At 39.2% G+C, this 14,724-nt stretch carries 12 protein-coding genes; all 12 read right to left on the bottom strand.

Features of this window, described 5'->3' with window-relative positions; all coding sequences use genetic code 11:
- Nucleotides 1–85: 85 nt before the first annotated feature.
- The 12 genes from WKT11_RS02275 to WKT11_RS02220 all read right to left on the bottom strand — a co-directional run bounded on the left by WKT11_RS02275 (nucleotide 86) and on the right by WKT11_RS02220 (nucleotide 14,688).
- Complete coding sequence (locus tag WKT11_RS02275) at nucleotides 86–2,974, bottom strand: CDP-glycerol glycerophosphotransferase family protein (RefSeq protein WP_340282254.1); 2,889 nt, start codon at nucleotides 2,972–2,974, stop codon at nucleotides 86–88.
- Nucleotides 2,975–2,999: 25 nt separating this feature from the next.
- The gene (locus tag WKT11_RS02270; RefSeq protein WP_117677027.1) at nucleotides 3,000–4,295 is read right to left on the bottom strand and encodes a CDP-glycerol glycerophosphotransferase family protein; all 1,296 of its coding nucleotides are present in this window, start codon (nucleotides 4,293–4,295) and stop codon (nucleotides 3,000–3,002) included.
- An 11-nt stretch (nucleotides 4,296–4,306) separates the two neighbouring features.
- On the bottom strand, nucleotides 4,307–4,723 hold the full coding sequence (locus tag WKT11_RS02265; protein WP_117677026.1) for an adenylyltransferase/cytidyltransferase family protein: 417 nt from the start codon (nucleotides 4,721–4,723) through the stop codon (nucleotides 4,307–4,309).
- Between the two features lie 91 nt (nucleotides 4,724–4,814).
- The gene (locus WKT11_RS02260; protein ID WP_340282251.1) at nucleotides 4,815–6,086 is read right to left on the bottom strand and encodes a CDP-glycerol glycerophosphotransferase family protein; all 1,272 of its coding nucleotides are present in this window, start codon (nucleotides 6,084–6,086) and stop codon (nucleotides 4,815–4,817) included.
- A gap of 97 nt (nucleotides 6,087–6,183) precedes the next feature.
- On the bottom strand, nucleotides 6,184–7,176 hold the full coding sequence (locus WKT11_RS02255) for a Stealth CR1 domain-containing protein (RefSeq protein ID WP_340282249.1): 993 nt from the start codon (nucleotides 7,174–7,176) through the stop codon (nucleotides 6,184–6,186).
- Entirely contained in the window at nucleotides 7,173–8,288 is a 1,116-nt protein-coding gene (locus tag WKT11_RS02250) for a glycosyltransferase family 1 protein (protein ID WP_340282247.1), read from the bottom strand. Before WKT11_RS02250 ends, WKT11_RS02255 begins: the two co-directional genes overlap by 4 nt.
- 90 nt (nucleotides 8,289–8,378) lie before the next feature.
- Nucleotides 8,379–9,116: an ABC transporter ATP-binding protein gene (locus WKT11_RS02245; protein ID WP_117677022.1), complete on the bottom strand. Its 738-nt coding sequence runs from the start codon at nucleotides 9,114–9,116 to the stop codon at nucleotides 8,379–8,381.
- Between the two features lie 126 nt (nucleotides 9,117–9,242).
- Nucleotides 9,243–10,019, bottom strand: coding sequence for an ABC transporter permease (locus WKT11_RS02240; RefSeq protein ID WP_117677021.1), 777 nt, complete (start codon nucleotides 10,017–10,019; stop codon nucleotides 9,243–9,245).
- 424 nt (nucleotides 10,020–10,443) lie between these two features.
- A complete protein-coding gene (locus WKT11_RS02235) occupies nucleotides 10,444–11,283 on the bottom strand; it encodes a TPM domain-containing protein (protein ID WP_117677020.1) in 840 nt (279 codons plus the stop codon).
- Nucleotides 11,284–11,295: 12 nt separating this feature from the next.
- Complete coding sequence (locus WKT11_RS02230) at nucleotides 11,296–12,384, bottom strand: hypothetical protein (protein ID WP_340282241.1); 1,089 nt, start codon at nucleotides 12,382–12,384, stop codon at nucleotides 11,296–11,298.
- Between the two features lie 69 nt (nucleotides 12,385–12,453).
- Nucleotides 12,454–13,734, bottom strand: coding sequence for an SPFH domain-containing protein (locus WKT11_RS02225; protein ID WP_340282239.1), 1,281 nt, complete (start codon nucleotides 13,732–13,734; stop codon nucleotides 12,454–12,456).
- Between the two features lie 324 nt (nucleotides 13,735–14,058).
- Entirely contained in the window at nucleotides 14,059–14,688 is a 630-nt protein-coding gene (locus WKT11_RS02220; protein ID WP_178413258.1) for a sugar O-acetyltransferase, read from the bottom strand.
- Nucleotides 14,689–14,724 lie beyond the last annotated feature (36 nt).

The raw sequence follows: 14,724 nt of genomic DNA, 5'->3' as shown, positions 1-14,724 counted from the left end.
CCTGTCATAGAAATACTACAAAAAAATTTCTATAATATAAAAAGCAGTCCAGTATTTATACTTACCAGACTGCTTACATAATTTTTTAAAATTTCAGAACTTCCTGCCAGTTTTCTATGTCATATATCTGCTTCACATCCAGTGCACCAGACATTGCAGGGAAAAACTTCTTCATATCTGTAAATACTACAGCATAGTCAAACTTTGACATTCCCAGTATTCTTCGAAGCTCACGTTTATAGAAATCAAGAAGCATCTCAGGCACTTCTGTTTCCTCTGCTTTCATGAACTTCTTATGGCATACATATTCCTCATCTGTAGCAGGATAAGAACGTTTCCAGTATAATACCCTCACTTCTTTTGACAGTTCATTCAATTTCTTTGCAGATTCCTCTTCCTTTGCGCCATTACCAATCAGAGTGACATCAAAATGTTCAAAATCTACTTTGTTCAGGAATTCATAAAATGCCGTTGTCTCAGGTGCATTACTAAAATCACCTGCATATACCAAAAGTTTTACTTTATCTGTTTTATTCAGGTATACCGGATTTACCGGTTCTTTCCCGTCAAACATCACATCAACGATTCGTCTGCAGACATTTCCGTCATCTCTTGGACATATCTGTACTCTGGCTTTCGCATATTTCTCCTGATAAGAACTTACTGCTGCCGGAATATCTTTGAGCAGCTCACCCAGTTTCTCCGGTGAAGATACCGCCGGTCCCGGAAGATTGTCAAATCCATAATATAATCCTCTGTAATCTTCAAAGTTTTCTGCATCAGGCACATAGAACAGAATCGGTTTTCCTGTCAGCATGAAATCGTAGAAAATACTGGAATAATCAGAAATAAGTACATCTGTTACAGACAAAATCTCATTGGTATCCATTGTAGCAGGGATAAATTTCGCCTGAGCATCTCCCAGTTCCACCTGATTCTCTTTCAGATAATGATATACGATCTGATGAAGTTTAACCAATACTTGATACTCTTTTGTATCTATGCTGTTTTCTATGATCTGAATCAGTTTATATACGTCCTGTAAATCTGTATCCGGCTGACTATACTGCTCACCTCTCCATGTCGGAGCATAAAGGATTATTTTTTTATCCGCTTCTGCATTTACGCCATAACTTTGAAGTTTCCGAATAATTTCTGCGCGATTATTCTCAAACAGTTTATCATTGCGCGGGAAGCCTTCTTCAAGGATTGTTCCCTCATACAAATTCTGCATTTTATAAGAATTCTTATATGCCGTCTCAGTCATGTAAGGGCCTGAAGAAACAATATAATCTGCACTGAGAAGATTTCTTGCTGTATTTCCCTGAGAAATATTAGCTCCCGGAATATCAAATCCCATGTTCTTTAACGGAGTACCATGCCAGGTATCGATCAGCACCTGTCCTTCTCTCTTAAGGAAATAACTTGGGAAACTTACATTATTTACCAGATATTTTACCGTTGCAAGATCTTTACAATATTCCTTTGACTTATATTTTACAAATCTTACATTTGGATATTTCTCGTATTTTTCAATCTGCTTCCTGTTGTCTTCAAAATCATCTAAAACCCAGATATGTGTATAATCCTGATACTCTTCTTTTTCCAGAAGGTACAGGAAAAGAGCATACGGATTACAGATCATTCCACGTCCGCCAAACGCTTCGTAAAGAATGGTTTTATCCCTTAGCTGATATTCCTTTACAAATTCAGCATAACTGGTTCTCAACGGATATTTTTCCCTGCATTCAAGAATCTTCTTTTCATTCTTCTGATAAAATGTCTCAATTCCCATCACACGGTTGAAAAGACGGTTCCATTCTTTGACAGCTTTTTCAATTGCAAAATCTTCTGACTTCCAGATTGCATTTCTGGACATTTCCCTGCGAAGCTCTTCGTCATGGGCAAGTTTTAACATTGCATCTGTAAATTTCTTTGTATCAAAAGCTTCCGGCAGGTATCCTGTCTTTCCATCATCTATGATCAGATCCATCGCACCTGTATGGAATGCGATAACCGGAAGACCAAACTCAAAAGCTTCCATGATAACCATCGGCCACCCTTCCCATCTTGACGGAAGAAGGAAAATAGATGAATTCAGATAATATTTCTCCGGTTCATTGGTATAGCCAACAAAGTTAACTCTGTCTTCAATACCACGTCTTTTGGCATCTGCCACGATCTGGTTCCAAAGATCACCGGCTCCGATAATATCTAACTGCCATTCGTCATCCTGTTTGCAGAATTCCTCAAAGGATTCCATCATCAAGTCAAGACCCTTGGCATATACGAAACGGGTAGCCATAAGAAAACGCTTGGATTTTGGATCACATTTGCGTTCGCTTACGAAACTTCTCGGATTGATTTTAACCTCTGTATCAATATCCAGGAATTTCTTATAATCGCGTTTATCATAATCACTGAGGACGATATATCTGTCCAATTTGGGCAGATATTCCTGAAGCAGACATTCCTGTTTCCAGAATACAACATTAGGCACATCCAGATATCCGGCATAGCAGTTATGCTGCCAGCCAATCGTCTTTGCATTCAGTTCCGGTGCCAGCATACCAAGGCGAAGACTCAGACCGGCAGTTGTAATAATGATATCATAGTTCTGCTCATTTAAATACTTCACCCATTTTTCCCTGGTCTTCTTAGGGAAAATCGCATCTGCCAGGATATCGTTAAATCTTTCTTTATTAAAAATTCCATATTTCGCATTCAGTTTCTGAACAAGATAACGCCAGCAGAAAGCCGGTGTATGATGGCGATTGACAAATTCACTGTTGTCAATAAAGTCCACTTTGATATCTTCGCTCATATGGTACATATTGCGGTCTTCTTTAAATCTATCCTGGTATATCATGATCGTTACATCGTGTTCTTTTACAAGTTCATTTGCAAGGAGTGTGACAACTCGCTTAGTTCCGCCAAGATCAAATATCTTAGTACACCAAATACATATTTTCATTTATCTTTCTTCTCCTGTTATGGCTTTACATAGTGATGTTAAAGTAATCCAGTACACGCTGACAGTAATTATCGCACACATTATGTGTTTTCGCTCTTACACTGGCACGCTGTTCCTTATACTTATCATTTCCATTCTTGATATCCAAAATAAAATTCTCAAAATCTTGCATATTGTACATATGTTCACCAGGCATATATTCCAGCGGATCATCAAATACCCATCCTCTGGACTCTGTATAAGCTTCATAATCATCCAATGTGAAGCCCAGTGGTCTGTCCAGAAGCAGATAGTCAATCGCAACAGATGAATAATCTGAAACAAGCGCATCTGAGCAGTTGATGAATTCATAAAGCTGTAATTCGTTATCAGCAAGATCTTTATTTTCCAGATAAACAATATTTGTAAGAACATTCTCACCAAAATCATACGGAATCTGGAGATAATGCTTCTTGATAACGATCAGAATATGATTTTCCTTACAGAAATTATTCAGTTCAAGAAGTTTGTCTGCATCGTCAATGATCGGAATATTAAATTCATTATTCAATGTTTCCTCATTGAGACGTTCGCTGGAAGCATGTCTGTATGTCGGCATCCAGAGAATCATTTTCTCACTGTTCGTTTCTTTCAGCAGCTTCTCCTTAAACTCGTCTGCCTTTTTGCTTCCTCTGAGCATCATATCATAACGCGGGTATCCAAAAGAGAGAAGTTTCTTGGAAGTACATCCAAAGAATTCCATCTTTGTTTTAATAAAGATATCTCCGGGAACCAGACAATAATCAAAAAATACCTTACGTCCATTTTTATTTGCCTTATATCCGCATCCATGCCAGAGATCAATAAAGAGCTGATTTCTTCTTGACATTCCAATCCAGTTAAATGCCTGAGTATAGAAAATATATTTGGATGTCAGAGCATATTTATACGCTTCTGCTCTTCGGATCGTAGAACCTTTCTTAAAGTTTCTTACGAATTTCACATTCTCTACGGCATATTCTTTATATTTTTCCGGCTCATGAACCAGCCATATGATTTCGTATTTTTTGTTGTATCCATTTTCAACCAGATAATCAAACAGTGCACGACCATTATCCGTAAAATCATCATTTGTCTCAAAAAGCATTCTGTTTTCTATTAATGCCGGTGGAAACTTCTTCATACGTCTGATCGTACGTCCATCATAAATTCCATATGTGATGGTTGCCCACAATTCAGAAAGCATTGCTTTTCTGCCCTTTTGGGCTTTTACTTTCTGGATTTTTTTTGCCGCATTTTTAATTTTCTTTATTTTCTTCTTGACTTTCTTCTGGATTCCCATATAAACACTCCTTAAAACTCTTTTAATTTTTCACGAAGCATGGTTGATGAAGTATCTTTCGTATATGGAAGATATACAAGCTTTGCTCCGAGTGCTTCCATCTCTTTTCCTGTTTTTTCCCAGCGCTCGTTACCTTTCCAGTCATCTCCGATATAGATCTCATTGAATCGTATTTTTTCCCATACTTTTTTCTTATCCAGAGTTGTAGTAACAATTACCTCATCTACATATTTGATCGCACGAACGATCTCCGCTCTCTCTTCCAGCGGAATGATTGGTCTTTTATGTTTATATGATTCCACCAGATCATCAGCATTTACACCAACGATCAGATAGTCACAATGACGTTTTGCGTTTTTGATGAGATTCAGATGGCCAATATGAAACATATCAAAAGTTCCCTGTGTGTATCCAATTACCTTTTCCATAATGTTCTCCATTTCTTACATTTTTATTGCATTTTTCAAACACGTTCTAAGCTATTACTGATGATGTCTTCAACCGATAAATCATAGGACTTTATAATTTCAGAAACTCTGCCAATGCCTTAGAATAATTTTCTTTGACAGGCATCTGATGCATAACCGGAAGCAATTTTCTTCGTTCTTCCCGGTACAGGTCCTTTTCTCCTGACACATGTACAGCAAATTCCTCCAGACCTTTAAGATCATAAATTTTCTCGCCTGGCATATATTCCTGTGGATTCTCAAATACAAAGCCTCTGGTCTCTTTATATTGCTGCATATCTGACAGCACAAAAGCCAGTGGCCGATTCAGCAGCATATAATCGACGGCTACCGATGAATAATCTGAAATCAGTCCATCACTGGCACTGATCAGTTCATACAGCTGTATTTCTTTCTGATCCAGCATTTCCTGATTCACAAAACGAATATTCTCAAAAGCATCCTCTTCTATGTCCCATTCTTTCTGCACCGGATGTTTCTTGATAATAAGCAAAACATTCAAATGTTTCAGCGTCTTATCAAGATGTCTCAGCTCTTCTTCATTCTTAAATCCCGGCAGTGGAAACGGAAGTTTGATCTTACTTTCTGCACTGTCCAGAACTTCACTGTTTCTGAATGTAGGCATCCACAAGATCGCCTTATCTGCCTTCATTCCAAACATTTTCCAGATGATATCCTGACTATTCATAGATGGATGCAGCATCCAGTCGTATCTTGGATATCCGAGCGGAAGTATCTTCTCTTTCGGGCATTTCCAGTAACGGGATTTTGTTTCCACAAATGCCTCTCCAGGCACAAGTGCATAATCAAAATGCATCATACTTGCCCCTGTATTCTCACGTTTCTCTCTGGGAACATCCTTATATCCACATCCATGCCACAGATTCACTGTAATCTGTCCCGGACAATGATGCAGATTCAGATAGGCAGTATTATTCGTATAAAAGAAAAATCCGGAAACAGCCCCATAATAATACGCCAACGGACTGGTCCATCCATTCCTGCTCTCTGCTGTTACAAACTTTACATTCTTATATTTGCATTTCCGAAATTTTCTTTTATCCGAAACCATCCAGATAATCTGGTAATTTTTATACGCTTCATTATGGACCAAATATTCAAAGAAGGCCCTGGCATTATCTGTCATATCCTGCATCGTCCTGTTTTTAAATACAATATAATTTCTATGCAGTTTTCCATGATTTGCAGCATAAGTCCCAACTACTTTAAGTGCCGCTTTCGACATGACCCGACAGAAATAAAATTCTATCGTTTTCCAGAATCCTTTTTTCTTAAATTGTTCCTTAATGGAATCTAATATCATTCTTTCCTCCTGAGATACAGATTATGAAATATCAGGGACAAAATCGTTACTTTTCACTCCATGCCCGGTAACACAAAATCCTACGATTCTCGCATTATTATAATTCAAAAGATGATTTCTTTGGCAGAATACTTTCAAAGGACTGAATGATCCGTTTTTTCTGCTTTTCAAAATCACCTACATCTGCCGTATCATTAATGCAGATCATCTGGCACTGCTGTTTTCTGATGGCTGAATGAATCTGTTCATCATGCAGACCGATCGTATAAAATTTTCCAATTTTCGGAGATTGAGGTACAAACTTTCCTTCCATATACTGCCAATATTTCAGTACATACTGATTTACATCAAATGATGTCCGGAACCGATTTCTACATACTTCATCCAGGAATGAACCTTCTTCATCCCACAGCTGCTCGTATGTACTTTTCAGAAAAGCGCTCGGCAGATGTGTATACTTAAAACTTGAAAAGTCTCTGTAAGGAAGCATCAACAGATTTCTTAGTGCCATCTTTCCATAAGATGGATTAAACCATTTTTTCCAGTGTTTTTTTATTACCTCACGCTTGGAATAATGCATATTTATCAACGCCGCATCGTTCATCAGCATTGATGCAAACGGATTTCTGATATCATCCTGCACCAACGCAGTCTCAATACAGCAGTCCCGCGGAAGTCCGTCTTTAAAGAAATCTTCTTCCTTCACAGACTTTAACAGAAACATATCATCATTAAAATAGACAAACTGCTCTGACAATTCCGGTATCCTGTGAAAGTTCAATTCAATAGAGTTGATATTAAAAGTAGGCAGATATTCCGGTTTCATATAATCTGAATGCCTGATCAACTTCAATTTAGGATGAGAAGTATTCAGCCACGGCGGTATATGACCGCAGGTTACAAAATATATCCTGTTTACCCACGGTGCAAATTTCTCTACACCCCTGAACCAGTACTGAAGATTTTCCCAGTCCCGGTATCTTGCAGCTGAATTATCTGCACCTTTTGCAGGATTATATTTACGGCGCTCTTCCAGCCATTCCTTATCTGCCCCATCTACCCAGGCCAGTACAAAATCTATTTTATTCATCCTCCAGCTCCTATTCCAAGATAAAGGTCCTTAAGCCGCTGTGCTTCTGTTGTAATATCAAAATGAGCTTTGCGAATCCCCTCACAGATCACATCCTGTGGTTTTCTTTTCAGATTACCCATCTGTATAATTGTATCAGCCCAGGTCTGATCATCTTTCTGAAGAGACAGACGTTTTACACTTTCAGGAAAGATAACTGCTTCTTCAGAGACAGCATCCGACATGACACATGGCAGTCCGTTTGCCTGTTCTTCGATCAACGCAAACGGTACTCCTTCAAAAAGAGACGGAAAAAGAAATACATCCATCGCAGACAGATATCTTGAAACATTCTCCTGCTTTCCTGCAAAATATACATGCTTTTCCAAATCAGCTTTCTGAACTTTTTCTCTGATTTGTTCATACAAGCCTTCTTTTGGACCTATCAGGCACAATACAACGTCTTTATTCTTTGTGACAACACACTTCATGATGTCAACCATGCGGTCATGATTCTTTGGAATATCAAATCTTCCCACATGTCCGATCACTATCTTATTTTCCCAGCCCATCTTTTTGCGAAGTACATCCCTCTCTTCTGCCTGAAAGCAGAATTTTTCTGCCTGTATCGCATTATTGACCAGAATCACCTTTCCACTCTGGTATGCCTTATCTCCGAACAGCCATCTTCCGGCCATTTCCCCGCAGGCAACTCTCTCTGTGGCATATCTGGCAATTTTCGGCCGGTTCCACCAATCCATTGTTTTTCGGATAAATCCCGGACAGGAGGAACTGTGGCTGTGTGCAATTACCTTTGGTATATTCATTTTACCGGCTATACGAAGCGGAACAATATTCGCTGCTGACAGCATATTTACATGTACCACATCGTATTTCGTCTCTCTCAGGATTCTTTTTAATTGCTTCACATAACCTTGATAATTTTTCTTTACATTTGGGATGTAATAAATCTTTCCGCCGAGCTTTTTTATTTCATCTTCATATGCAATTTTATCATACATACACACAAAATCAAATTGTACATCCATATGAACCAGAACTCTGTAATAATTCATCACAAATGATTCCAGACCTCCGGCAATATTTCCCATTCCAATCTGAAGTATTTTCATTATGCACTCCCTGTTTCTTCTTGATTTTATGCAGCATAATGTCATGTTGCTGTCACCTTTTGATATCCGGTGATCTTTTTGGGGTGATTTTTAATTTGTCATCTTTTCATACTGTTCAGAGATTGTATCAATATCACCGTATGCGATCAGTTTTCCTTTTTCAAGGATCATTGCTTTGTTACAGATTCTCTGTACCTGTGCAAGGGAATGAGATACAAACAGCACAGTCACCCCTGAGTCAAACATACTAAGGACTTTTTTCTCACTTTTCTTACGAAACTTCGCATCACCGACAGATAACACTTCGTCCAGAATCAGAATCTTAGGGGAAACCACTGTCGCAATAGAAAATCCCAGTCGGGATTTCATACCTGATGAGTAGTTCTTGATCGGAACATCAATAAAATCTTTCAGTTCTGAAAACTTTACAATTTCATCATACTTCTCATCAATAAATTCTTTTGTATATCCGAGCATTGCTCCATAAAGGTAAATGTTCTCTTTTCCTGTATACTGTGGATCAAAGCCGGCACCAAGTTCCAAAAGCGGTACCATCTTTCCATGCTTGGTAACTGTTCCTTCTGTCGGTTTAAAAACACCGGCAATTACTTTCAAAAGAGTACTCTTTCCTGCACCATTCAGTCCAAGGATTCCTACTCTGTCACCTTTTTCTACAGTAAAACTTACATTCTGTAACGCCCAGAACTCATTATACTTAATCTCTTTTTTGATTGATTTGATAATATAATCCTTGAGGCTGTCTACTTTTTCTTTGCTGAGGTTAAACTTCATGCTGACATTATCAACAATAATCGCTGGTTTGCTCATCTTTTCTCCTTATTGTTCATAAAATTAGCAAGTCCCTGCCCGCCAATTATTAAGTTACTGTTTATACTGTTTTCAGTATTTTCAGTAACTTTATGGCTCTTCGCATCCTCACAGGGAGCTTACTTACTAGATATAAAGAATAAAATCATCCTGTTTCTTCTTAAAACAGAATAATCCAATTAAAATCATCACGATAGAAAAGCCCAATGCATATTCAAAGTAATGAATATTCATCATTTCTCCAAATACAGAGCATCGGAAAATATCAATCACACAATACAGCGGATTATATTTTAAGATCCATGCCCATCCACTTTTTAAGAGTTTTGTTGGATAGTAAAAAATCGCACATGTATACATGACCAGCATAAGTGCTACAGACCAAAGATACTCCATATCTCTGAAAAATACACCAATCGTTGCCAGGATCATTCCCACTCCGTAAGACATAATAAGAATGAGAATTAATGCTATCGGTGCCTGAATCAGATAAACTGTAGGTTTTACTCCAAGCACTATGCTTACAATTGCCAGCACAATCAGTGAAATTAAAAAAATCACATAGTTAAAAAGCACACTGGACAAGGGATATAAATATTTCGGCACATAAACTTTCTTGATCATCGCCGAATTCTGTCTGATAGATTTCAATGCCGCCTTTGTTGCCTGTGAAAAGAAGCTGTACAACAATCGTCCTGTCAGAATATACACCGGAAATGTCCTGTCTGTATTTCCATATAAGGTACCAAACACAATGGTAAGTACGATCATTGTAAGCAATGGTTCCAGCATGGACCATACGATTCCCAGATAAGAACGTCTGTACTTCAGCTTAATTCCTTTTTTTACCAGTTCCGATAAAAGGAAGCGGTACTGCAAAAAATTATCAACGTATTTTTTCATGTTCTCTCCATCGTTTCCATTTCGTAATATTTTTGCTACTGTTCACATGTGCTGGACAGTAGCCGGTTTTGTGGTCTGACACAAAGCAAACCACTTTGTACTGTAGCATATTCTTTTCCGTCTTGCAACTGATATCCCGATATTTTATATTATTTCCTATTATAAACATATTCGTATAAACTATATAACATCAGAAATTTGTGCTAATTTTACAAAAAGCATGTGATGGCTCACTCCGTCCATGATAATATATTCTGCATAGACAGCAAAGTGTAAGCAGCAGCAAAACTATTTACATATATATAAATCCCTCCAGGAGAGCTTTTTATGTTATAGGAACATTACAGAGTAATTTCCTGTGATATGAGAAAAATCCCGGCTTTTACTTATAATTTTTATAAGACAAAAGCCAGGATCTTTAGATTTAAAATGATCCTCCGGAACCTCCATGTGTCTCTCCCGAAGAACTTGTATGTGTACTGCTTCCACCGCCGGAATCTTCATTCTTTGGCTTCGCTGTACGTGTAACATGATTATACAGGAACATATCACGGCTTCTGTTAATGTGAAGGCTTCCTGCTTTCATATAATCTGCCGCATCAGGTTTCATATGAACTGTTTTCATCTGACATCGCATCACCACTGATACGATCAATGCAAGAACAAAACCGACTGCCAGTGACATAAGGAATAGAAAGCCTGCGGATATAGAGTCGTCCGGCATATTCTCCACATCATACGGTTCTCCATTTTGTGCCTGTATGATAAACTCCTCGCAAAGATCTGCAAACTCTGTAAATCCTTCGTAATAATCACCATCCGTTAATGATGAAACAAATTTATCAGACATGTACTCCTGCCCTGCATCGGTGAAAATCCGGATCGCATCACCATGCGTAGACATCTTCCATTTACGTTCTGACATAGTCAGCAACAGTAAAATACCGCTATTGTCATCTCCCATGCCATAGTCATTATAATCATAGAAATCATCTGCATAGGCCATAGGATCAGCTCCGTCTATGCTCTCTTCTGTAACGATCACAACGTCACAGTCATAATCTTCACTGATCTGATCAAGCTTCTCTTCCAGCGTCTCTGCCTCATCATCTTCCAGAAGGCCTGCATAGTCCACCAATCTTACTGTGTGCAATTCTTCCGCCGCATACGCATTCTCCGAAAATACTTCTGCTGAAACTCCTGCTGTAGCAGATATAGCAAGGACAGAAGCCAGAAATGCAGGTATTATCTTTCTTTTTAACATTCTTCGTCCTCCCTAAAAAATCAGCATTCCTACAAGATAAGCGATAGCAGTAAACACTACCGTCAGACCGGCAAGATATTTCCTATAAATTTTTTCATCGATTGGAAGATCCCCTGTCATCTTTCCAGTCTGCCCGTTCATTGCAAATATGTATCTCGTATCTTTCCAGGTCGTGTTCAAAATCCATACCGGATATAATGCGTACTGTGCCTTGCCTCCTGACATAGATACATTTGAATTCTCCGGAACTACAGTAGTATATCCTCTTACAGTATCAGCAATTACTTCCTCTGCACTCTTCTTCATACGTTCATGTGCTCTGTTCACACTTTGCTCCTGACTGACATCATATTTATCTGCCAGATATCCGGAAAGATATGCAGTCTGAAAATCTACTGCTTTAGACATATCAAATGGCTCTATTGATTCCATAAGATCATCCGGCATTTTCTCAGATCCATCTACAGGGACAGAGGCAAATGCCATATCTCCATTTCTCTCTACGGAATAATAGCTGGTTTCTGTATAATCATAATCATGATCGCTCCATGTTCTCACTTTCGTTGCCCTATAACGGACATCCGCATTGACATCCGCATCAAAAAGCCAGAACGGAACATAGACTCCCTTAATCTCATCTATATGATTTTCTTTTCGGAATGTTTTTGGAAGTAATCGTCTTCCTTTGATATGTTTATAGTAAGCCTCTTTCGCAGCTTTCTTATCTAACTTAAACGGAATCACCAGATCAGGTCTTAAAGCTCCTTTAAATTTCGCTGTCATAATTACAGGATTTCCACAATATGGACAGTTCGTTGCTCCTGTAGTCTCATCTGCAATGATCTCGCCGCCACAGGACTGGCAGGTATAGACATTCATCCCATCTGTCTCACCTTCCTGCCATTCTCCGCCGGCATCCGTCTGCCATCCTGACAGATCATCTTCCTGCGCTGCCTCACGCTTTATCTGTTCGTCAAATTCTTTTAACGTGTCCAGTTCAAATTCTGTATCACAATATGGACACTTCATTTTCTGTAAATGGCTGTCAAATTCGATTGAACCCCCACAGGCAGGACACTTGTATTCTTTTAAATCAGACATAGGTTTCCCCCTCGTACTGTATTCTTATACTACCGTTTCCTGGTAATATGACCGTATACAATCCCTTTCTTATGGTCTTGGTTTTCCGCACTCTGCGCAGAACTTTCCGGTATTCTCAGCTCCACAGCTGCAGATCCATTTGCCTGCCGGTCTCGGGCTACCACACTCAGAACAGAACTTTCCGATATTTACTGCTCCACAGCTACAGGTCCACTCTGCCGGCTGTGGTTTCGGTTTTCCACATTCTGCGCAGAACTTTCCGGTATTCTCAGCTCCACATTCGCATTTCCATGTTCCCACACCGGATGATGGCTGCATTTTCGGCGCTGCCTGAGCCTGTTGCTGTGCTCCCATCTGATAAAGACTCTGCATATTCGCTCCGCCAGCCTGACTTGCCATACCCATTCCCATAAATCCAGTCATAGCACCTGCCTGATTGGAAGCCGCTGCTTTCATAGCCTCTGCCTGCGCTCCGGCAAGTGTAGCTGCCGCCATAGTCGGATCACGCATAATCGCATTCTTCTGGGCATCCTTAATCATCTGCGCGTCTTCTTCCGGAAGTGTCACCGGATTCATGGCAATAGAAACCACTGCAAGTCCTCTTGTTTCCAGCCATTTCTTTGTAAGTGCCTCATTCATGGCATCGCATAATTCCTGCACATGTCCCGGAATCGCACTTGGACGAATCTGAAGCTCTGAGATCTTTGCAAATGCAGGTTGTAAAGCACTGACAAACTCTGTCTTTAACTGACCTTCTATTTCTTCTCTGTCATACTGCTGTTCTACATTTCCACATACATTTGTATAGAACAGAAGCGGGTCAACAATCTTATAGGAATAAATACCATTACAACGTACAGATACATCAATATCAAGACCGATATTTCTGTCAACTACGCGGAATGGAATCGGATTTGCCGTTCCGAATTTATTATCTACCAGTTCTTTCGTATTAAAATAGTACACTCTCTGGTCTTTGCCTGTATCTCCGCCAAATTCAAAACGTTTCTTTACCGTTTCAAAGGTTCTGCTGATTCCCTCTCCTAAACTTCCGGAGAAAATGCTCGGTTCTGTTGATGCATCATAGGTAAACTGACCTGGTTCCGCACATACTTCTACGACTTTTCCCTGTTCCACAATGATCATACACTGGCCATCTGCAACTGCAATTCCGGAACCACTGGAAATAATGTTGTCATTTCCTTTTTTATTAGAAGAACGACCACTTACTCTTTTCTCCCCTTTGACAACCAGAACATCCTTATCTATCGCATCACAATAGAAAAACTCCTTCCACTGATCTGCCATTGTTCCGCCAAATGCACCGGCGGCTGCTTTGATTAATCCCATAATATAAAGTCTCCTTCCCATATACTGTTTCAGCATATTTTCTTAATTTTTATCTAATTGTGCGAATTTTTATCTCTGTGTCCATCATATCATATTTTCCATGGTATGTCATGCGCAAAAACTCCTCTTTTCTGTCATTTTGCAACATCTTACGATGATTTTTCCGAAAATTTCTGTCATTGACTCAAACCCTTTCTGATTCTGCTCTTTGCTTTTTCCGAAATCACCATTGATTAACCGTATAAAAGGCTGCCGGATAGGTTTGATTCCCATTACAGCAGCCTTCTCATAAGCATAAATAATCGTATCATATATAATCTGTGTTTATTTATTATTTATCTCGTTCCATGCTTCATCATCAAATTTCTGTTTTTTGAAATAGTAAATTCTGTCCTCATCTGTGATCTCACGGATCACTCTGCATGGATTTCCAACAGCGATCATATTGTCCGGAATATCTTTGGAAACTACACTTCCGGCACCGATCACTACATTATTTCCAATGGTAACTCCCGGAAGAATCACTGTGTTTCCACCAATCCATACATTGTCTCCAATCGTAACAGGAATTCCATATTCGTATCCGGAATTACGGCTGTCCGGATGAACCGGATGACCTGCTGTGTAGATGGAAACATTCGGCGCAATCTGGACATTTTTTCCAAGGGTTACTTTGCCTACGTCAAGGATTGTCAGATTATAATTGGCATAGAAATTCTCACCAACTTCGATATTCCAGCCGTAATCGCAATGAAATGGTGCTTCCACCCATACACTTTCTCCTGTTTTCCCCAAAATATTTTTGATCATCTGTGGAGCTTCTTTGCTCTGTCTGGACGGTGGCAGCTGATTAAAATCATAAATCTTCTGTTTGCATGCCTGTCTGTCCTCTTCAAGCCCATCTAACCACGCTTTGTACGGAAGTCCGTTTAACATTCTTTCTCTCTGATTCATTTGTTATCTTCTCCTTTACGTTTTTATTTTTAACTG

It is taken from the genome of Blautia sp. HCN-1074 (genome assembly GCF_037890165.1).
In the GTDB taxonomy this organism is placed as follows: Bacteria; Bacillota; Clostridia; order Lachnospirales; family Lachnospiraceae; genus Blautia_A.
The sequence above is the reverse complement of the archived record's forward strand: the minus strand, read 5'-3'. Positions and strand labels throughout refer to the sequence as shown.